This window comes from Pseudoalteromonas sp. SR44-8 (assembly GCF_014163635.1).
GTDB lineage: Bacteria > Pseudomonadota > Gammaproteobacteria > Enterobacterales > Alteromonadaceae > Pseudoalteromonas > Pseudoalteromonas rhizosphaerae.
This window is the reverse complement of sequence record NZ_JACJDS010000008.1, coordinates 127,182-148,570: the sequence shown is the minus strand read 5'-3', so window position 1 is coordinate 148,570 and position 21,389 is coordinate 127,182. Positions and strand designations below refer to the sequence as shown.

Genomic DNA, 21,389 nt, shown 5'->3' with positions numbered 1-21,389 from the left:
TTAAACCTTAACTAAAAACCATTTGAAGCGCGATAATAACCAGTAACACCGCGAACACTTTTTTTATCGTTGAAACAGGTAAATAATGCGTTGCTTTGGCTCCAATTGGTGCCATAAACCACGAAGTTATTACTATACCTAATAATGCTGGTAAATACACAAAACCTGCAAAGCCATGTTGTAAATCGGTTACTTGCCAACCAGCGCTGATATACCCCACAGAGCCAAATAACGCAATCACAATGCCACATGCTGCCGCGCAGCCTATGGCTTTTTTAATATCAACTGAAAAATAATGTAGTAGCGGCACAATCAATGCGCCGCCACCAATACCAATCAAACCTGATAATCCGCCCATCACTGCACTAATAGCGCCAATAATTGGGCCTCTTGGCATAGGTTTGACCGCGACAGGTTTATTACGAGCAGACAACACCATACGAGCAGCAATAAACACCACACTAACAGCAAAAACGATGCGTAATAACTGTTCTGGAATTAAACTCGCGGCAAAACCACTGATCAGAGCACCAAGTCCAACGCCAGACATAACCCAAGGCGCAATTTCCCATGGCACATTTTGATTCTTATGGTGCGCTAATGCAGATGACGTTGAAGTGAATAAAATAGAGGCAAGCGAGGTAGCAATAGCAATAACCAGTACATGATCAACCGCAACAACATTAAAATGCACTAATAATGAACTCAGTACTGGCACAATAATTAATCCGCCGCCAATGCCTAATAACCCAGCTAAAAAACCAACCACACAACCTAATAGCGCGCAGCTGATAATCAGGATAACTAAATCATGCATCGTACACTCTTATAAAATTGAATTTATTATATGCATATACTAATCGATTATATCGAATCTTTACAGCACTCGTTTAGGCTACTAAGAAGCCTGATTTGGGGTATAAAATAATTCACCAAGTTGATGCTCAATCATAAAATTACGCGTTAACCTAAGCACTTGTTTTGCAGTAGATTGTGCTAAACACTCCGCCAGTAATGCTTCCATATCGCTGGCTTTTAAACGTCTTAATACCCATTTAACTTTACTTAATGATGAGTAGTTCATACTCAAGCGTCGATAACCCATCGCAATCAGCAGTATTGCACCTTCAGGATCGCCACCTAATTCACCACATAAACTAAAGGACATTTCATATTGCTGACACTCTTTTGCAACTTTTTGCAGTACTCTTAATACCGCAGGATGATAGGGATTAAATAAATCAGCAACACGCGCATTAGAACGATCGACGGCAAGTAAGTATTGCGTCAAATCGTTACTACCCACAGAACAAAAATCTACTTTTTTAGACCATTCAGGGAGCATAAATACACTTGAAGGGACTTCTAACATTACGCCAATCTCTGGGCGTTCAATGGCTTGCTCTGGGTATTTTTCTTCCAGTTCAAAATAGGCTTGCTCTAACAACGCTAAAGATTCATCAACCTCTTCGGTACCGCTTATCATTGGCAGCATAATTTTTAAATTACCTAAACCAATATTTGCTCTAACCATGGCTTTGAGCTGATCTAAAAAGATCTCTGGGTGGTCCAATGTGACACGAATACCCCGCCAGCCTAAAAATGGGTTTTCTTCAGTAATATCAAAGTAATCAAGTGCTTTATCACCACCAATATCAAGCGTACGCATCACTACAGGTTCTGGATGATAACTGGCTAATACTTCGCGATACCAATTCTCTTGTTCTATTTGTGATGGAAACTGGCCTTTTTGCATAAACCAGGCTTCAGTTCGGTATAAGCCAACGCCATCACAGACTTTGGTGTTAGCTTTTTCAGTATTGAGTTCCAAACCAGCATTGAGCAACAAGCTAATATGCTCGCCATCTAATGTCACTGCATCGCATTCTTGCTCAGCCACAAACTTGTCGTTTAATAGACTTTCTTGGTGCTGTAATTGTAAATACTCATCTTGTAGCATTTGCGAAGGCGAAATATATAATCGCCCTGCGTATGCATCTAAAATCATTGGTTTACCATCAAACTGCAATAACGGTAAATCTTCAATACCCCAAATTGCAGGGATCCCCATGGCACGGGTTAAAATTGACGCATGACTATTTGCCGCACCGTTAACACTCACCACGCCAACTAAATGGCCTTTAGGCACTTCTGCAAGCATGGCTGGGGTTAAAGTATTAGCGATCAGTACTGTATCTTTAGGATAACTTTTTACTGCGTGTTCAGTATTTACGAGGTGATGCAGTACGCGCAGGCCGATATCTTTAACATCAACCGCACGCTCTTTGATATAAGGATCCTGCATGGCATTGAATTGGGAGATCAATCGTTCGATCACTATTTTCAATGCACTTTTTGCACACCAGCCCTCTTGCAGCTGTGCTTCAACATTCTGCCCTAAACTTTTTGCATCCAGTAGTTGCTGATACACCTCAAATACTGCCAACGCTTCTTTAGGGATGGAATCGCTAAGAGTCATCGACAAGGTGTTAAATTCTTTGCGGGTTGCAGCAACAGCTTGAGTAAATAAGCGGCGTTGCTCAATACAGTTATCGTCTTTTTTTAATTCTATCGATTTAAAGTCAAGTTTCGGCAGAATAACAAACGCCTGCCCTATCGCAATTCCTGGCGCGCTAGAAACCCCTTTTAGCACCGAGGTCTGATGAGAAAACTCATCTTGGCGAAGAACTTCTTTGATTTCTGCATGGGCTAATTGCGACGCTAGTTGCGCAGATAACGTAATTAAAAAAGACTCTTCATCTTGACTAAATACACGGGCAATTTTCTGTTGTACAACAATAACGCCCAGTACTTTTTTTTGATGAACTACAGGCACAGACAAAAATGCGTTGAAGCCTTCTTCGTCCACTTCAGGAGAGAGTTTAAAACGGGGGTGAGACTTGGCAAAGGCAATATTAATAGGTTCTTCTCGTTGTGCTACTAAGCCAACTAAACCTTCGGTAAAACCGATTCTAAACTTACCCACGGCTGCGGGATTAAGCCCTCTGGTTGCCATTAATACAAAATTATCTTGACTGTAATCAGCAAAATAAATGGAGCAGCACTCAGTTTTCATGGCATCTTTCACCATTTCAACAAAACATGCTAGCGCACTATCCAAACTCGCTTGTTGCGAAACGGACTCGGCAATAGCTCTGAGTGTAGCCAGCATAATACTGCTCCTTTATATTATTTACCTTTATGGCGCCAAGTATCTTTGGACTGTTCACGTTTATTAAAAGGCATCGCAAAGGGTGCGAATTCTTTCATAACACGGCGATAAACATCGCGTTTAAACGATACAACTTGCCTTACCGGATACCAATAACTTACCCACCGCCAATCATCAAATTCCGGATGATGTGTTTTTAGTAAGTTGACGTCTTCGTCTTTACAACGCAGTTTCAATAAAAACCATTTTTGCTTTTGCCCAATACACACCGGACTGGAGTCTCGGCGGATCAAACGCTTGGGCAATTTATAACGTAACCAATGTTTTGAACTTGCGACAATTTCTACATCTTCAGGACGCAAGCCGACTTCTTCGTGTAATTCACGAAACATGGTCTGCTCTGCTGTTTCGCCACTATCAACACCACCTTGAGGAAACTGCCAAGAATGCTGACCATAACGTCTGGCCCAAAAGACCTGTCCCTGATTATTGCAAATTACAATTCCGACATTGGCACGAAAACCTTCGGCATCAATCACCTTAGTGCCTCATTTGTAAGTCGATTTTTAATGATTGTTCCACATTACCTGCAATACGGCAAACAATATTCAGAGTTTTACGCATCTTACTCACAGCTTGTGCATAACTTTAGTTTATGCAGCTCATTTTGCAAACAAATCCACAATAACAGATCCAATAACTTGCCTTTTCCACAGTTTCTGTGGATAACATTGTTCATAGTTATGTATTTATCCCAACAAGTTTTCAACACAGCTTAAAGGCTTTGCAAATTTAACAGTTAAAAACCATTAAATTCAATACATTAAGCTTAAAGTCAGCAAGTTTCACCTTGCCTAAAAACACAGCAAACTATCACTGAACAAAAAACACCCAAACGCAAAGATATCCACGGTTAAACTCTTTTGCTATCATGAGTAGTGAATTTATACAACCAAATAACTCGCTATGAAACCGATAAAACCACATTCAATCAATGAATTAATGCAACGTGTTAGCAACATTTCAGGGCTGACATTAGGCCAATTAGCAAGTCATTATCAGTTTAAAACACCTGAGCATTTATTAAAGGAAAAAGGCTGGACGGGACAATTGATTGAATATGCATTAGGTGCAACGGCAGGTTCCAAACCAACCCCTGATTTTGAAGAGCTCGGGATTGAACTTAAAACGTTACCAATCTCATATAAAGGCAAACCATTAGAGACCACTTTTGTGTCTGTGACACCGTTATTGAATGTCACAGGTATGACATGGCAGCAAAGTAATGTGCGTAAAAAACTCAATCATGTCTTGTGGCTACCCATTCTAGGCGAGCGAGACATTGTGCCATTTGATAGGACCATTGGCAGTGGCTTTTTATGGCAACCCTCCGCTGAGCAAGATGCGCAGTTACAGCGAGACTGGGAAGAGCAAATGGAGTTGATTGCACTGGGACGTATTGATGAGATCTCAGGGCATTTAGGGGATGCGATGCAAATTCGCCCAAAAGCAGCTAACAGCAGAATAGTCACCGATGCAATCGGTCCAAACGGGCAAATTATTAAAACCCTACCCCGTGGTTTTTATTTAAAAACCAGCTTTACAGGGCAGATTTTGAAGCAGCAATTTCAGCTGTGATCATCCGTTAAATGTTAATCTTTATGCCATATAGATGCGCGTAGCCAAAATGGCTTCTCTCGCATCCACAGCGTACATATCCATTTTTCCCCCGATAACACTGGTTTACCGCTATGTACTGACTTTTTGTCCACTTTATTATCAAACATATTATTGAACTTAATAATTTGCCCTTGTTTAGCTTTTACGCTTATATTCCAATCTTTAAAGGCCGTTTCTCCGCCGCCAAACCCCTCATTTAAATTAATAATACGTGTACGTTGCCTTTGCCCGAAAAAATTTAGCTCATTTTTAGCATCTTCGTTTGAGGGAGTTATAAAATCATAGTGCCACTTATATTGTTGGCCTTTAACATAACGGTAAACCACCATAGGTTCAGCATAAGCTAAATCAGTATAGTCATCAGAGCACATGAGGCGCTGTAGTATAGCAACCGAAATATCACCTACAGGTAATTGCGTTATAAGTTGCTCGTTATCCCTAATATCTGCAACTCTCTGTCTAGTAGACGCCTCTGCATAGACAGCAGCTAAACTTAAACTCTTCGCAGCAAACTTAATTATCTCGTTGGCCAATTCTTCCGTTAGCATACTTTCTATTATCGTCACGGGTGTTGATTGCCCACTAGATTGAGGCACTGCTGGGGTAATTAAGCTAGACCACAAATTTATCAAATCAGGTTCTGCATATTGCCTTATAACATTAGGCATACTCGATAAATGCTTTGCAAAACTATCAACTGTATCATGGTTAACTATTCTCTTTGGCCAAAAATGAGTCAATATCTGAAGCGCTTTAATTTCATGGTGCTTAGCTAAACACAAAACAATTGCGAGTTCTTGTGGACAGCTTGAGCATGACACAACATGACATAACCAATGATAGACAAATTCGGAATCTGTAAGAGCAAAATCTAAAATTCTTTGTTGTGGTGGGAGCTCACCATGATACTTTGCATTAAGTAGATGAGTAATCTTGTTATTTTTCATAATCTGCTAACTGTTATTTTTTACACCAATAAAATAACAATTAAACAACAAAAAAAGAACCTTAAACCCCTATTAAATTTAAACTTTACACACCTACAACCTTATTGCATAAAATATCATCTAACAAAACAAAAAAATCCCCGCATTTGCGAGGATTTTTCAAAAGTTTAAATCAGCTTCTTATAAAAGAATTACTGACCTTTAACTTCTTTAAGACCATTAAAAGGTGCTTTAGCGCCTAATTGCTCTTCAATACGTAGCAATTGGTTGTACTTAGCTACACGATCAGAACGGCTCAATGAACCTGTTTTGATTTGACCAGCTGCAGTACCCACTGCTAAATCAGCAATCGTTGAATCTTCAGTTTCGCCTGAGCGATGAGAAATAACAGCAGTGAAACCAGCGTCTTTAGCCATTTTGATTGCAGCTAACGTTTCAGTTAGTGAACCAATTTGGTTAAACTTGATTAAGATTGAGTTAGCAATACCGTTGTCGATACCACGCTTTAAGATCTTAGTGTTTGTAACGAATAAATCGTCACCAACTAATTGGATCTTATCGCCAAGTAATTTTGTTTGGTGTGCAAAGCCGTCCCAATCAGACTCATCAAGGCCATCTTCGATAGACACGATTGGGTACTGTTCAGTTAGATCTTTTAAGAAGTAGTTAAACTCTTCTGACGTGAATTTTTTACCTTCGCCTTTAAGGTCGTAGATATTTGCTTCTTTGTCGTAAAACTCAGACGCAGCACAATCAAGTGCTAGAGTAATGTCTTTGCCTAACTCGTAGCCTGCATTAGCAACAGCAACTTTGATTGCTGCAAGTGCCGCTTCGTTAGAGGCAAGGTTTGGTGCAAAACCACCTTCATCACCCACTGCGGTTGAATGACCATCAGCTTTAAGTACTTTGGCAAGGCTGTGGAATATTTCTGCACCCATGCGAAGCGCTTCACGGAAGTTGGCAGCGCCAACTGGCTGGATCATGAATTCTTGAATATCAACTGAGTTATCAGCATGCTCACCACCATTGATGATGTTCATCATTGGTAACGGCATAGAATAAACACCTGGTGTACCGTTTAAGTCAGCAATGTGCTCATAAAGCTCTACTTTTTTAGATTGTGCAGCAGCTTTTGCAGTTGCTAATGACACTGCTAAGATTGCATTTGCACCTAATTTTTCTTTATTTTCGGTACCATCTAAATCTAGCATTACTTGGTCAACAGTGCTTTGCTCTAGTGCATTTTGGCCAGCTAAGGCTGTCGCGATTTCATTATTAATAAAACCAACCGCTTTTAATACACCTTTACCTAAGTAACGTGCTTTATCACCATCACGTAATTCTAGTGCTTCGCGAGTACCTGTTGATGCACCTGATGGTGCAGCAGCGCGGCCCCATGAACCGTCAGCTAAATGAACATCAGCTTCTACAGTTGGGTTACCACGCGAATCCATAATTTCGCGACCGATCACTTTTACGATATTTGACATCTTGATTCCTCTTTTCCCAAAATGGTGAGTCTACTCCGACTTTATTAATTTTCCTTAATGCCGTCGGCTTTGAAAACAAATAAGCCGTGCATAGTGCACGGCTTATTCATATTACGATGACGCTTTTTGATGAATATGCGCAGCGGCAACAAACCCTTCAAATAGCGGATGACCATCACGCGGTGTTGAGGTGAATTCCGGGTGGAATTGAGCCGCAATAAACCACGGGTGATCTTTATTCTCGATGATTTCAACTAGCTTCTTATCTTCCGATAAACCAGTGAAACTCAAGCCAGCTTTTTCAAGCTGTTCAACAAAATTATTGTTTACTTCGTAACGATGACGATGACGTTCAACAATCTCATCACTACCATATACTTCACGTACTTTTGAGCCTGGTGTTAAATGACATTTTTGTGCGCCTAAACGCATAGTGCCACCTAAATCAGATTTTTCGCTACGTGTTTCAATGTTGCCTTCCGCATCTAACCATTCGGTGATCAAACCAACCACAGGGCTTGACGAGTTAGCATTAAACTCGGTTGAGTTTGCATCTAATAAGCCTGCAACATTACGTGCATACTCAATTAGCGCAACTTGCATACCTAAACAGATACCAAGGTAAGGTACTTTATTTTCACGGGCATATTTTGCCGCTAAAATTTTACCTTCAACACCGCGACCACCAAAACCACCAGGAACTAAAATAGCATCAAGGTTAGCTAGTAACTCAGTACCTTTACTTTCAACATCTTGTGAATCAACATATTGAATGTTTACTGTTAAACGATTTTTAAGACCTGCATGTTTAAGTGCTTCGTTTACAGATTTATAGGCATCAGGTAGTTCAATGTATTTACCAACCATACCGATAGTCACTTCACCCGTTGGGTTTGACTCTTGGTATAACACTTGTTCCCACTCAACTAAATCAGCTTCAGGGCAATCAAGATGGAAGCGACGACATACAAAGTTATCAAGCTCTTGCGATTTTAATAGCGCAGGAATTTTATAAATGCTGTCTACATCTGGTAATGAAATAACCGCTTTTTCTTCAACGTTAGTGAAAAGAGCAATCTTTGCACGTTCGTTATTTGGTAATTTACGATCTGAACGACAGATAAGAATATCTGGTTGAATACCAATCGAGCGTAACTCTTTAACAGAATGCTGTGTTGGTTTGGTTTTCACTTCACCCGCAGGGCCTAAGAATGGCACTAACGTTAAGTGAATAAACAATGCGCGCTCACGGCCAATCTCTGTGCCAAGCTGACGAATTGCTTCTAAGAATGGTTGTGACTCAATATCACCAACCGTTCCACCAATTTCAACGAGTGCCACATCATGGCCTTCAGCACCGTCATAAACACGTTGCTTAATATCGTTGGTAATATGTGGAATAACCTGAATTGTTGCACCAAGGTACTCACCACGACGCTCACGACGCAGCACATCTTCATATACACGACCTTGTGTGAAGTTGTTACGGCTTGTCATTTTGGTACGGATGAAACGTTCATAGTGACCTAAATCAAGATCGGTTTCAGCGCCGTCTTCGGTGACAAATACTTCACCATGTTGAATTGGGCTCATTGTGCCTGGGTCAACGTTGATATAAGGATCCAGCTTTAAAATGGTAACATTTAAACCACGGGCCTCTAAAATAGCTGCCAACGATGCTGCTGCAATACCTTTACCCAACGAGGAAACAACCCCGCCGGTAACGAAGATAAATTTTGTACTCATGCGAACCCTAGAATATCAGGAATTAAAAGGAAAAATATAGAATCAAGACGGGGCGAAATTATAGCAAAGGCACTGCCATCAATCCAGCGAAAGTTAGTAATTCTCTGCACAAAAAACGCACTCAGCGTTTCGCATTATTTACTGCTGCTTTTTTATCGCATCCCATGCGGCATCCATTTCAGCAAGGGTTGCTGTATCAAGCGATTGCCCACGCTCACATAAATAGGCTTGTACTTTTTCAAATCGCGCTGAAAACTTATCGTTGGCGCTACGTAATAATTGCTCTGGGTCACGTTTAATATGCCGTGCTACATTAACTGTAGCAAACAATAAATCGCCGATTTCTTCTGCGCTGTGTGCTGAAAATGGATCAACCGCGAGCGCTTCTTTTACTTCATCAACTTCTTCAGCCACTTTATCTAATGCACCATGATAACTAGGCCAATCAAAGCCTAATCCTGCAACCCGCTGCTGAATTTTTTTGGCTTTACTCAAACTAGGCAGATTTGCAGGTATATCTTGCCATAATGTGTCGCTCTGCGGTTCAGCTTTTGCTGCCCGCTCCTGTGCTTTTATGGTTTGCCACTGCTCACTGAGTTGTTGTTCAGTCAGCCCTTGCTGATCGGCAAATACATGTGGATGGCGACGCACTAACTTATTATTTAGCCCAGCCATTACATCATTAAAATCAAATAACCCTTGCTCTTGTGCCAATTGCGCATAAAAAATCACTTGAAAGAGTAAATCACCCAGTTCATTTTTGAGCTCACCGAAATCACCTTTTTCAATGCAATCGGCTACCTCGTATGCTTCTTCTAAGGTATGCGGTACGATGGATGTAAAGTCTTGCTTTAAATCCCACGGGCAGCCTGTTGCTGGATCACGTAATTTAGCCATAATGGCTAATAACTCAGTTAAGGTATTCGTCGAGGTATTAGTTGTCTGGTTCATTTACATTCCTAATGACTACGTTTTGCTTCATGCACGCCTTCGATTTGATCTAATTTTGATAGTAATCGATTGGTACTTGATAAATCATGTACTTCCACTTGCATGGTAAACAACGCTAATTGGCGGTCGTCTACGGTTTCCATATTCATATTCAGCACATTAACTTTTTCATTGGCCAGTACCGAACTAATATCACGTATAAGCCCAGCTCTGTCACTTGCTTCAATTTTAATACACAGAGCATAAGAGCCGTTAATTTCGTCTGACCAACTAACCGCAATAACACGCTCAGGATGTTGTGTTCTTAGATTATTAAAAGAATCACAATCAGTCCTATGCACACCTATGCCACGCCCTTGCGTGATATAACCGATTATTGACTCACCAGGAACTGGGCGGCAACATTTAGCCACATGGCTCATTAAACTACCAACCCCATCAACCACGATACCATTTTTATCACCGCTGATTTTAGTCGGGTTCTTAAAGCGGATGACGGGCTCGTCATCAGAGCGATCCGTGATAAAATTCAGCAACTGATTTAAACGCACATCGCCGGCGCCAATCGCAACCATTAAGTCATCTAACTCTTTAAAGTTATAGCGAATAATAGCCGGCTCTAAGTTTTTGTAGGTCAAATCGAGCTTTTGCAATTCGTTATCTAGAATTTCTTTACCAGCACTGAGATTTTTATCGCGATCGAGTTGTTTAAACCAGTGGTGTATTTTCGCTCTCGCGCGGGATGATTTAATATATCCCAGTGATGGATTTAACCAATCGCGGCTAGGATTCGGTTGTTTTTGGGTTAAAATTTCAACCTGATCGCCAGTGTGTAATTGATGGGTAAAAGGCACAATTTTGCCAAATACTTTTGCACCAATACAACGATGACCGACATTTGAGTGAATATAATAAGCAAAATCCAGTGGTGTTGCGCCCAGCGGTAAATCAAAAATATCGCCACGAGGGGTGAAAATATACACCCGATCTTCGACCACTTGATTTTTTAGCTCTTCGGCTAAATCGCTGCCATCAACCACTTCTTCTTGCCATTGCAATAATTTACGCAACCAGCTAATTTTTTGCTCATACCCAGAACCACGCCCAGGTAACGCCCCTTCTTTATACATCCAGTGCGCAGCGACTCCGAGCTCAGCATCTTGGTGCATCGCGTGGGTACGAATTTGAATTTCAACCGTTTTGCCTTCTGGGCCAAATACTACGGTATGAATAGATTGATAACCATTTTGTTTAGGGGTGGCAATATAATCATCAAATTCTTTATTTAAATGGCGCCAATTGGTGTGTACGATCCCCAGCGCACCGTAACAATCTTGCAATTCATCCACCACAATACGCATGGCGCGAATATCAAATAACTGGTCAAACTCGTAATTCTTTTGCGCCATTTTTTTGTAAATACTGTAGATATGTTTTGGCCGACCATATACCTCGCCTTTAATACCTGCTTGAGCCAGTTTAGTTTTAACTTGCTCAACCATATCTACCATATAAGCTTCGCGACCTAGGCGCTTATCATCCAATTGCTTGGCAATATTTTTATACACATCAGGGTGCAAATAGCGAAACGATAGATCTTCCAGCTCCCACTTTAATTGCCCAATCCCTAACCGGTTAGCAAGTGGCGCAAAGATATCAGCGGTTTCTTTTGCAGCAATCACCCGCTCTTCTTCGTTGGCGTTTTTAACCTCTCGTAAATGACATACCTGCTCAGCAAGTTTAATAACCACAGCGCGCACATCTTCAACCATCGCCAATAACATACGGCGTATATTATCAACTTGAACGGTGCCAGTACCTTGATGAGCCAAAGTGCTAATAGTAGCCATTTGTGCAACACCCGTTAGCAGAGTTGCCACATGGCTCCCCATCACATCGCTTACTGTATCGATGTCGATTAGATTAGCCAAAAAACTCGGCGTAATATATGCGGTAGCGAGGGTGTCTGCATCGAGATTCATTTCCACCAAAATTTCGACCATTTCCATGGCAATATTTTGTTGCTGATGATTATGCAGTTCAGCGCAAAGGGTATTCGCTTTACTTAATAGTTCGCGCTTTTCTTGCGTTAAGTTAAGTAAACCAAGTCGTGTGCTAAAATCACCCGGTTTGTCGTGTTGGTGTGATTGCCGAGTAGCTACCATAATGCGCTCTACCTCCGTTGAAATAACGCCATCGTTTCGATATGCCCCGTGTGTGGAAACATATTCATTAGCCCTATTTTTTCAAGTGAAAATGCAGCTTGCGTAATAATTGCGCTGTCACGGGCTAAAGTCACAGGGTCGCAAGATACATATAAAATCGTTTTAAATTGCTTCAGAGGCAGTTGCTCTAAAATAGCTAAGGCACCGGTACGTGAAGGGTCCAGTACTAATACATTCAACTCTTTACTAAACCACGGAGCTTGCTGCATTGTTTGTGTTAAATCAAAACAATGAAAATGAGCATTGGCTATATGGTTAGTTTGCGCATTTTGCGCCGCCATTGCAACCGCAGAAGCCACTCCTTCAACACCAATTACACTTTTTGCGTTGTTTGCCAGCGCTAAAGCGAAGTTACCAATCCCACAAAATAGGTCTAGTACCTGTTCGTCCCCTTTTAAATTCAGCCAGTCAACCGCTTGAGAAAGCATAGCTTGATTTACCTGCGCATTGACTTGAATAAAGTTTTCCAGCCCAAACGTAAATTTTAGTCCAAGTTCAGGTAAGCTATAAAACGGCATAGGTAAATGGCTGTGATTAATTTGCTGAGTATCTCCTTGCCATATTATTTGCCACTGATGGTCAAGCCCCTGCTGCTCAACAGTTGCTTTTAGCTTATCACTGATGCTTTTAGTGTGGCGGATCACCACAAAATTTTGCTCATCTGCTTGGCATAATTGTATATGGCTAACACTGCGAAGTTCGCCATATTGGTTTAATAACTGATCAAAAACAGTAAAAATTGCGGCAAAATCGTCACTCAGTACTGCACACTGCTGCACACTGACAATTTGTTTAGAACCTTGCGCGCGATAACCAACCCGCATTTTTTTTGCGGTTTTATCAAACATCACCGCTAACCGCGCACTGCGACGGTAGTGCGTCGGCTCGCTCAATAACGGGGCTTGCCAGTTCATTGCATCAAGCTTGGCAAACTTTGAAAACAGCTGGCTCACCGCCACTTGCTTTTCAACTAATTGTTGATCAAGTCGCAAATGCTGTAATTGGCAACCACCACATTGTTGATAATGTTCGCAAAACGGTTTAACCCGTGCTTCACTGGCCTGCTCAACTTTTATCGTTTTAGCCGCGCTATAACGAGCTTTATCTTCGGTTAGTTTGGCCTTAACCGTTTCACCTGTCAGTGCACCGTTAACAAAGCACACTTTATTATTATGCTTGGCAATCCCCCGACCTTGATGATCCATTCCTGAAATGGCTAAAGTTAACGACTGCCCAGAAAGGGTTTTCTTTTTTGCTTGGAAAAACTGCGCCATCGGGCAACACCTTAAATATTGATTCTACGAGGGTGATTGATTACTAGCTTATAAGTATATACTCTTTAACTAACTAATAATGATAACAACGTTCACTTATGACTAAACTTGGTTTGCGCGACTCAGTTTTAACGCTAACACTTATTCCCACAGTGATTATCGGATTACTACTTGGCGGCTATTTTACAATAAATCGTTACATTGAGCTTGATGAAATTTTATATCAGCAAGGTGCGACTATCTCAGAGCCACTGTCGATTGCCATTGAGCAGCCATTATTAGCAAAAAATAAACAGCTACTAAACCGTTTGATCAGCCATGCGCATAATAAACACTCTCCAGCAATTAAAACCATCGCAATTTTTGACGAGCATAATGAACTGGTATTAACCAGTAACTATCACCGTGACTTTGATGATCTACTGCACAATGAATACTTGCAAGCAGGAAAAAACACCAAGGTACTGCCCAGCGATCACCTAATTACATTTTTTACGCCGATCATCAATCACTCAACGCCAGACGCTCAATGGAATAATGCAGCGTTTCAAACATCTCTTGGCACTGTGGTGATTCAGCTCAACAAAGACCAAGCGATTATTGGTCAGCAACAAGCATTATTAGTCAGCGGTATCGTGATTATTTTAGCCTTAGTGTTAGCGGCTATTTTAGCCATCAGGCTTAGCCATATGTTTATGACCCCATTAAATAAGTTAGTACTGGCTACTGACAAATTAATCGAAGGGAAAAGAGAAACCGGCCTAACCGCTCCGATGATGGGCGAGTTTGAGTTATTACGCCAAGGGCTAAACACCATTTCTGATACTATGGTGATGCAAAAAGATGAAATGCAAAAGCACATCGATCAGGCAACCAGTGACTTGCGCGAGTCGTTAGAATTATACGAAACACAGAATATTCAGCTCAGTATTGCTAAAACCGATGCCCAAGACGCCAACCGCGTAAAATCGGACTTTTTAGCGAAAATGAGTCACGAATTACGCACACCACTCAATGGTGTCATTGGCTTTACTCGTCAATTACATAAAACACCGCTTAATAAACACCAAAAAGATTACCTCGATACCATCGAACTATCAGCCAATAGTTTAATGACTATCATCAGCGATATTTTAGATTTTTCAAAGCTTGAAGCGGGCGCTATGGAACTTGAGTCCATTCAATTTCAACTACGAGACACAATAAACGAAGTACTTACACTACTGGCACCTAGTGCGCATGAAAAACAATTAGAGCTATCGATTTATATCAACTCACTAGTGCCTGACAACATAACAGGTGATCCAACCAGGTTTAAGCAAGTCCTGATCAACTTGATTAGTAATGCAATTAAGTTTACTGAAAAAGGCTCAATTAAAATTGATGTTGGCCATCGTTTACTTGATGAAGAACGTACCTCAGTGTTAGTGTCAGTAACCGATACTGGCGTTGGCATTCCAATGGATAAACAAGATGCTTTGTTCACTCCTTTTGGCCAAGCTGATTCAAGCATTACCCGTAAATTTGGTGGCACAGGCCTTGGCTTAATTATTACCAAGCACATAGTTGAAACCATGGGTGGCCGTATTACTTTAAACTCAGCGCCGGGTAATGGTACCTGCTTTACTTTTAATGGCGTATTTAGACTACCAAGCCATATTTATAATAGCGACTTGCCAAGTAAATCTCTCGCAAATAAACGTATTTTATACCTAGAACCCCATGAACATACCCATCATGCAGTGCTATCTTTACTCACCGAGTGGCAAACAAAGGTCACAGCGTGCTTTGATCAAGAAACTTTTTTACAAGAGTTAAATAAAGAGTTTAATTACGATATTTGTATTATCGGCCATGTTGCCGCAGTTGACGAAATGCAACGCTTAAAAAGCTATATCAAAGCAGTCCGTGAATCGACTGACTATCTGTATTTAATGCTTAATTCGGTATCGCACAATATGCGCGAAGCTTATATTGGCTGTGGTGCAGATGCGTGTTTAAGTAAACCGCTCAACCATCGCAAGCTCTGTGAAGTGCTTGCAGCACCTTATCGACTCGATCATCCCGTGCATAATATTGAAGAAAATGACGAGAAATTATTACCACTAAAAGTATTAGTCGTTGATGATAATGATGCCAATTTAAAGTTAATTTGTACTTTACTAGAAGAGCAAATTGAAACTATTGATACCGCTCATAATGGCTCACAAGCCTATAGTTTGAGCAAAAGCCATAAATACGACATTATTTTTATGGATATTCAAATGCCAATTATGGACGGTATTACCGCCTGTAAACTGATCCTAGAATCATCCTTAAACGAAGATACTCCTATTATTGCTGTCACAGCGCATGCCTTAGCGGGCGAAAAAGAGCAACTTATTACCGATGGTTTTAAAGGCTATTTAACTAAACCTATTGATGAAGATATGTTGAAACAGATTATTAGTGATCATAGCCCGCAATCACCGCTGCGACGTGACAAAAGCCGTAATGACCTGATTGCTAGTGAGCCTCCTTTTGTTAGCTCATCACTAGATTGGCCATTAGCACTGCAACGTGCCGGCGGTAAAAACGAACTGGCGCTTGAAATGCTTAATATGTTGTTGCTCAGTGTGCCAGAAACTCTGCGATTACTTGAAGAAGCGACCGCCAGCCAAGATTGCGAACATGTGCTAAGTATTATTCATAAATTTCACGGTGCTTGCTGCTACACTGGCGTACCCAAGCTAAAAACACTTGCTGAAGCACTGGAAACCGCGTTAAAAGGCGATTGTGATTTAAGTTATATTGAGCCAGAGCTTTTTGAGCTGCAAGACGAACTTGAAAACTTGATGACAGATGCCGGCTTAGCCGAAAATTAACGGCAGATCCGCTTGAGTGGTTTACCACTTTTTAAACTGTTGATCTGCCAAGTTACATCTGTATCTTGTTGCACCAAACTCACTTTGGCAATGTCACTAAACATAAAATCACCGGGTACATTGAGCCGCGTTAAATTTTCGGATAATGGTTGCTGACAATAAGGGCCTGTATCACCGTGGATCACTAATACCGGCTTTTTTACTGTGTTTGCAAATTCCGCCAAAGCATCGCGATACACTTTAAAACCATCACACTGTTCTGGCTGAGTTTTACTGCATGCCGGTTGTACTGTTTGATGGGTGTAAATATCTGCCTGAAAAGCAATCACATAACCTTTGGCTGTTGGATTTGCTTGCGCTAACCAATTAAGGTTGTTGGCGTCTCTTGTGTCAGCTTGTTGATAAGCAAGTTGTTTATCACTTTTTAACACCTCTCGACGGCCATTGTGGGTGCCTGCAATATGCAGCGTGATAAACTCTACATCAGCAAGGCGCCAACGCGCATTTTCGTGCATGCTAGGCTGTTGCTGAAAATCAACTAAGGTATTGGCTTTTTCAAGATATTTATCATCAAACATCAAGGTTTTTAAATATACCAGGCGCTCTAATTCATCATAACGAGGAATTAGATTTTTTCGGTCGCAATCAGCCCATTCATTGTCACCGGGGGTGTAAATAAATGGCTGCGTAGTTAAAGAAGTAAGTAACTGTTTATTCTTCTCAAGCAACTCATTTTTACAAGGCTCAGAACCTGATTTCATATCGCCAACATGGATCAAAAAAGCATGCTCAGTCGTTTTTATTTTTTTACCCAAAGCCCCTGTTGGCGCTAAATTCATTTCATCAATTGGAGTATATGGCATATCCCCCATCACCAAAAACGCATTACTGGACAGCGCCCAAGTCAAACCAATTAAACTAAACATCACCATCCCCTGTCACGCAAATAGATCTTAAGCTCTCATAGTAACAAACAAATGAACATTTAAAAGAACGGCTTTTTTCGACTAAGCTTGCTAAAATAACCGCACAGTAATTCTGAATTTGTAAATCATGTCATTTAGTACCACTTATACATTAGATAAACCCTACTTTTACGAATGTTTTGATGAGTCTCTGCCTTACAGCGCACAAGCAAAGCCGAAATATGTTTTTTTAGTCTTATTGGTTAGTTTAGGACTTACAGCTATTTATTGGTTAGAAAAACACTATTTAGGAAATTTCTTGATCATGGCCGCAGTACTTGAATGTGTTGCTTTTTATTATCGCAGGCCTTGGTGGGTAACGCGGCAAATGCTTAGTCGAGCATCAGGCTCTGAGGCAACGTTAACTATTGATGAAAGCGGTTTTAAAAGCGAAAACCCACATAAAAGCTATCAGCTAGCATGGCAAGATATCGATGAAGTAATTTTTACTGTTCGCGGTATTATTTTAAAAAGTCGTCGCGGCATGCAGTACGTTTCAAACAGCGTACTGAGTGATGAGATTATTGAATACATAAAAAAAAGAGCCACTAAATAGTGGCTCTTTCATATCAATTAAATTGATTAAGCATTGCCCGGATTCGGGTTAGACTTTTCAGCTTGAATACGCATGTAAATTTCTTCACGGTGTACCGAAACGTCTTTAGGTGCATTAACACCAATACGTACTTGATTTCCTTTAACACCTAGTACAGTGACAGTTACTTCGTCACCAATCATTAGGGTTTCACCTACTCGACGAGTTAGTATTAGCATTCTCTTGCTCCCGTATTCCAATAAATTAAAAGATTCCGCGTCTGTATATTAAAGAAAATAAGCCTTAATAGTAAGTAAAAACTCTAAATCGATTCATTTTCTGTTAAAAAAACTCTTTATAATGCGCCTATTGCCAATTCTAAGTATGTTTCATCTATTCAAACTAATATTTTAATATCAGATCTTGATACGTGTTTACGTTAATGTATAAAAACAAACTTACTACACTAGGATATGATTTCATACTCACTGCCTCAATGGCGACTTTAGCAACTGAGCAACCAACAGAAATCTCTTTACTGTTAATATAATGGTGGCTGTCATCTAATACTTCAAGTAGTTACTAAAATCTTTTCTGTGCACTATAACGGTAGTCGATATAAGCATAGCCTATTTTTTCAAAGTTATGATTAATCTTAACTATTTGGATGCAGTTATCGAGAAAAAGTTTCAATAAAAATTAGTTTTATCATCGCTGTAAAGAATTTATGGAGATGGTTCAGAGTTTTTTCGTAATTAAGGTAAATCCAGTGGCAATAAAAAATGCGGTAGTGTGTATTTAGTAGGGTATGCCGTTTTAGCCATAAATTTAGGACGTGACTTAGTTGTTAAAGCAGATTTAGAATAAACACTTTAGGAGACTCAATTGAGCCTCCTAAAGTGTTAAATCAACTTTACGTACTGAGCTATTAAGTACGCTCAGTTAACCAAGCGGTTACGCTATCAAGTGCTGCAGTTAAGTTTTGCGGCTCAGAGCCACCAGCTTGCGCCATATCAGGACGACCGCCGCCTTTACCACCAACTTGTGATGCCATGTGATTTACCAGCTCACCGGCTTTCACTTTGCCAGTTAAGTCTTTAGTCACACCAGCAATTAAGCTTACTTTGTCGCCATCAGCAACACCAAGTGCAATAACACCTGAGCCAATCTTGTTTTTAAGGTCATCAACCATGCCGCGTAAGGCTTTTGATTCAGTGCCTTCAACGTTTGCCACAAGTAATTTAACACCGTTAATTTCAACAATTGAATCAATTAATGATGCACCCGCAGCACTGGCTAGCTTGTCGCTTAGCTGTGCTATTTGTTTTTCAAGCCCTTTTGACTTTTCAAGCAAGGCTGTTACTTTTTCAAGTACTGATGCGCTGTCGCCTTTAACAAGAGCCGCTACGTCGTTTAGGTGTTGCTCTTGCTCACTTACATAAGCAATTGCATCAGCACCCGTTACCGCTTCAATACGACGCACACCGGCAGCAATACCGCTCTCAGAAACTATTTTGAATAAACCGATATCACCAGCACGATTTACGTGAGTACCGCCACACAGTTCTATAGAGTAATCACCAATAGTCACTACGCGAACTTCATCATCGTACTTCTCACCAAATAACGCCATTGCGCCTTTTTCTTTGGCGGCATCGATTGCCATCAGCTCAGTATTTAGCGCAAAGTTACGACGGATCTCGTCATTCACAACTCGCTCAATTTCACGTAGTTCAGCTTTCGTGACTGCTTCAAAATGCGAGAAGTCAAAACGTAAACGTTCAGGGTCTACGAGTGAACCTTTTTGCGACACATGATCGCCCAATAACTGACGTAGTGCTTCGTGTAAAATATGCGTCGCTGTATGATTCTTTTTAACACGATCACGGCGCGCATCATCAATGTTTGCGTCAACTTTATCATTCACACCAATGCGGCCCATCACTGTTCCGTGGTGCGCGAATGCATTACCAAGTTTAGTGGTGTTAGTTACTGTAAACTCACCGCCAGCTACCGTTAATGTGCCGGTGTCACCAACTTGGCCACCAGATTCAGCGTAAAACGGTGTGCGATCTAGTACCACAATGCCTTGTTGGCCATCTTCAAGTACTGATACAGCTTCACCTTGCGCGAACATTTCAATCACAGTGCCACTATAGTGCGTTGCGTCATAGCCTTTAAAGTCAGTGTGTTTGTCAGACTTTAATTGCTGGTTATAGTCAGCACCAAATTTACCAGCTTGTTGTGCAGTTTTACGCTGTACAGCCATGCACTCTTGGAAGCCTTGCTCATCAATCGTCATAAAGCGCTCACGCGCTACATCTGCGGTTAAATCGGCAGGGAAACCATAGGTGTCATATAATTTGAATACTAATTCACCTGGGATCACATCGCCAGTTAAATCAGTCAGGCTTTCTTCTAAAATAGCTAAACCACGCTCAAGAGTTTTGCCAAACTGCTCTTCTTCAATGCGCAGTACTTTTTCGATGATTTCTTGCTGTTTTGCAAGCTCTGGATACGCTTGACCCATTTGTTCGATTAGCGCAGCAACTAACTTATAGAAGAACGAACCTTGTGCGCCAAGCTTGTTACCGTGGCGAACTGCACGACGAATGATACGACGCAGTACATAACCACGGCCTTCGTTTGATGGCATAACCCCATCAGAAATTAAAAACGCACATGAACGAATATGATCCGCCACTACGCGCAGTGATTTATCATCCATATCTTGTGCATTGGTAACTTCTGCAGCAGCTTTAATTAAGCCTTGGAATAAATCGATTTCGTAGTTTGAATGCACGCCTTGTAAAATTGCAGCAATGCGCTCAAGACCCATACCTGTATCAACAGACTGCTTAGGAAGCGGCTCCATCGTACCGTCGCTTTGACGGTTATACTGCATAAATACCAGATTCCAAATTTCAATGAAGCGGTCGCCATCTTCTTCAGGTGAGCCAGGAGGTCCGCCCCAAATTTCTTCGCCATGATCATAAAAAATTTCAGAACATGGACCACACGGGCCAGTATCACCCATTGACCAGAAGTTATCTGAAGTAGCAATACGAATAATGCGATCTTCAGGCAAACCAATTTCGTTAGCCCAATAACCAAATGCTTCTTCATCATCATGGTAGATAGTAACGAGCAGTTTTTCTTTCGGCAGTTTTACAACGTCAGTCAAAAACTCCCACGCAAACTTAATCGCGTCTTGCTTAAAGTAATCACCAAAGCTGAAGTTACCTAACATTTCGAAAAATGTATGGTGGCGTGCTGTGTAGCCTACATTTTCTAAATCGTTATGCTTACCACCGGCACGCACACAACGTTGTGAGCTAGTTGCGCGGTTATAAGGGCGGCTTTCGGCGCCTAAAAATACATCTTTAAATTGCACCATGCCGGCGTTATTAAATAATAACGTCGCATCGTTACCCGGAATAAGCGAGCTTGATGGAACAATTTGGTGTTGTTTAGAGGCAAAAAAATCTAAAAACTGTTGCCTGATCTGTGCGGTAGTCATGTGCTGCATGTGAACGTCTC

The 21,389-nt window shown here is 41.0% G+C and carries 15 protein-coding genes; 3 read left to right on the top strand and 12 right to left on the bottom strand.

Annotated elements, in window-relative coordinates; genetic code table 11:
• Nucleotides 1–7: 7 nt before the first annotated feature.
• From H5183_RS05930 to rppH, 3 genes are all read right to left on the bottom strand, one after another.
• The gene (locus H5183_RS05930) at nt 8–817 is read right to left on the bottom strand and encodes a sulfite exporter TauE/SafE family protein (RefSeq protein WP_145240922.1); all 810 of its coding nucleotides are present in this window, start codon (nt 815–817) and stop codon (nt 8–10) included.
• Between the two features lie 81 nt (nt 818–898).
• Nucleotides 899–3,172, bottom strand: coding sequence for a phosphoenolpyruvate--protein phosphotransferase (gene ptsP, locus H5183_RS05925; protein WP_145240921.1), 2,274 nt, complete (start codon nt 3,170–3,172; stop codon nt 899–901).
• Nucleotides 3,173–3,189: 17 nt separating this feature from the next.
• On the bottom strand, nt 3,190–3,711 hold the full coding sequence (gene rppH / locus H5183_RS05920; RefSeq protein ID WP_145240920.1) for an RNA pyrophosphohydrolase: 522 nt from the start codon (nt 3,709–3,711) through the stop codon (nt 3,190–3,192).
• A gap of 427 nt (nt 3,712–4,138) precedes the next feature.
• Here rppH and mutH point away from each other — a divergent pair, with 427 nt between their 5' ends.
• Nucleotides 4,139–4,810: a DNA mismatch repair endonuclease MutH gene (gene mutH / locus H5183_RS05915; RefSeq protein ID WP_145240919.1), complete on the top strand. Its 672-nt coding sequence runs from the start codon at nt 4,139–4,141 to the stop codon at nt 4,808–4,810.
• Between the two features lie 14 nt (nt 4,811–4,824).
• Here mutH and H5183_RS05910 read toward each other — a convergent pair whose 3' ends face one another.
• The 6 genes from H5183_RS05910 to rlmD all read right to left on the bottom strand — a co-directional run bounded on the left by H5183_RS05910 (nt 4,825) and on the right by rlmD (nt 13,485).
• On the bottom strand, nt 4,825–5,799 hold the full coding sequence (locus tag H5183_RS05910; RefSeq protein WP_145240918.1) for a 2OG-Fe(II) oxygenase: 975 nt from the start codon (nt 5,797–5,799) through the stop codon (nt 4,825–4,827).
• A gap of 191 nt (nt 5,800–5,990) precedes the next feature.
• Nucleotides 5,991–7,289, bottom strand: coding sequence for a phosphopyruvate hydratase (eno, locus tag H5183_RS05905; protein ID WP_145240917.1), 1,299 nt, complete (start codon nt 7,287–7,289; stop codon nt 5,991–5,993).
• Between the two features lie 111 nt (nt 7,290–7,400).
• Nucleotides 7,401–9,035, bottom strand: a complete 1,635-nt coding sequence (locus tag H5183_RS05900) for a CTP synthase (RefSeq protein WP_145240916.1) — start codon at nt 9,033–9,035, stop codon at nt 7,401–7,403.
• A 138-nt stretch (nt 9,036–9,173) separates the two neighbouring features.
• Nucleotides 9,174–9,986, bottom strand: a complete 813-nt coding sequence (gene mazG, locus H5183_RS05895) for a nucleoside triphosphate pyrophosphohydrolase (protein WP_182731180.1) — start codon at nt 9,984–9,986, stop codon at nt 9,174–9,176.
• Between the two features lie 8 nt (nt 9,987–9,994).
• A complete protein-coding gene (gene relA / locus H5183_RS05890) occupies nt 9,995–12,151 on the bottom strand; it encodes a GTP diphosphokinase (protein ID WP_182731179.1) in 2,157 nt (718 codons plus the stop codon).
• An 8-nt stretch (nt 12,152–12,159) separates the two neighbouring features.
• Nucleotides 12,160–13,485 (bottom strand): 23S rRNA (uracil(1939)-C(5))-methyltransferase RlmD, encoded by a 1,326-nt coding sequence (gene rlmD, locus H5183_RS05885; RefSeq protein ID WP_182731178.1) that lies wholly within the window; start codon nt 13,483–13,485, stop codon nt 12,160–12,162.
• A gap of 98 nt (nt 13,486–13,583) precedes the next feature.
• Here rlmD and barA point away from each other — a divergent pair, with 98 nt between their 5' ends.
• Complete coding sequence (gene barA / locus H5183_RS05880) at nt 13,584–16,349, top strand: two-component sensor histidine kinase BarA (RefSeq protein ID WP_145240910.1); 2,766 nt, start codon at nt 13,584–13,586, stop codon at nt 16,347–16,349.
• Here the strand turns inward: barA and H5183_RS05875 are convergent.
• Entirely contained in the window at nt 16,346–17,275 is a 930-nt protein-coding gene (locus tag H5183_RS05875; protein ID WP_182731177.1) for a hypothetical protein, read from the bottom strand. The genes barA and H5183_RS05875 overlap by 4 nt on opposite strands.
• Nucleotides 17,276–17,402: 127 nt before the next feature.
• Between H5183_RS05875 and H5183_RS05870 the strand changes: the two genes are divergently transcribed.
• Nucleotides 17,403–17,870, top strand: a complete 468-nt coding sequence (locus H5183_RS05870) for a YcxB family protein (RefSeq protein ID WP_145240906.1) — start codon at nt 17,403–17,405, stop codon at nt 17,868–17,870.
• 26 nt (nt 17,871–17,896) lie between these two features.
• On the opposite strand, the gene csrA is transcribed toward H5183_RS05870, so the two are convergent.
• A complete protein-coding gene (csrA, locus tag H5183_RS05865; protein ID WP_004587515.1) occupies nt 17,897–18,088 on the bottom strand; it encodes a carbon storage regulator CsrA in 192 nt (63 codons plus the stop codon).
• Nucleotides 18,089–18,777: 689 nt separating this feature from the next.
• Nucleotides 18,778–21,378 carry an alanine--tRNA ligase gene (gene alaS, locus H5183_RS05860; RefSeq protein WP_182731176.1) on the bottom strand — a complete coding sequence of 867 codons (2,601 nt, stop codon included), beginning with the start codon at nt 21,376–21,378 and terminating at the stop codon, nt 18,778–18,780.
• Nucleotides 21,379–21,389 lie beyond the last annotated feature (11 nt).

What these genes read in the sequence shown, in the direction of transcription:
- H5183_RS05930 (WP_145240922.1), bottom strand. Translation starts at nt 817, where the DNA reads ATGCATGATTTAGTTATCCTGATTATCAGCTGCGCGCTATTAGGTTGT.
- ptsP (WP_145240921.1), bottom strand. Translation starts at nt 3,172, where the DNA reads ATGCTGGCTACACTCAGAGCTATTGCCGAGTCCGTTTCGCAACAAGCG.
- mutH (WP_145240919.1), top strand. Translation starts at nt 4,139, where the DNA reads ATGAAACCGATAAAACCACATTCAATCAATGAATTAATGCAACGTGTT.
- H5183_RS05910 (WP_145240918.1), bottom strand. Translation starts at nt 5,799, where the DNA reads ATGAAAAATAACAAGATTACTCATCTACTTAATGCAAAGTATCATGGT.
- eno (WP_145240917.1), bottom strand. Translation starts at nt 7,289, where the DNA reads ATGTCAAATATCGTAAAAGTGATCGGTCGCGAAATTATGGATTCGCGT.
- H5183_RS05900 (WP_145240916.1), bottom strand. Translation starts at nt 9,035, where the DNA reads ATGAGTACAAAATTTATCTTCGTTACCGGCGGGGTTGTTTCCTCGTTG.
- mazG (WP_182731180.1), bottom strand. Translation starts at nt 9,986, where the DNA reads ATGAACCAGACAACTAATACCTCGACGAATACCTTAACTGAGTTATTA.
- relA (WP_182731179.1), bottom strand. Translation starts at nt 12,151, where the DNA reads ATGGTAGCTACTCGGCAATCACACCAACACGACAAACCGGGTGATTTT.
- rlmD (WP_182731178.1), bottom strand. Translation starts at nt 13,485, where the DNA reads ATGGCGCAGTTTTTCCAAGCAAAAAAGAAAACCCTTTCTGGGCAGTCG.
- barA (WP_145240910.1), top strand. Translation starts at nt 13,584, where the DNA reads ATGACTAAACTTGGTTTGCGCGACTCAGTTTTAACGCTAACACTTATT.
- H5183_RS05875 (WP_182731177.1), bottom strand. Translation starts at nt 17,275, where the DNA reads ATGTTTAGTTTAATTGGTTTGACTTGGGCGCTGTCCAGTAATGCGTTT.
- H5183_RS05870 (WP_145240906.1), top strand. Translation starts at nt 17,403, where the DNA reads ATGTCATTTAGTACCACTTATACATTAGATAAACCCTACTTTTACGAA.
- csrA (WP_004587515.1), bottom strand. Translation starts at nt 18,088, where the DNA reads ATGCTAATACTAACTCGTCGAGTAGGTGAAACCCTAATGATTGGTGAC.
- alaS (WP_182731176.1), bottom strand. Translation starts at nt 21,378, where the DNA reads ATGCAGCACATGACTACCGCACAGATCAGGCAACAGTTTTTAGATTTT.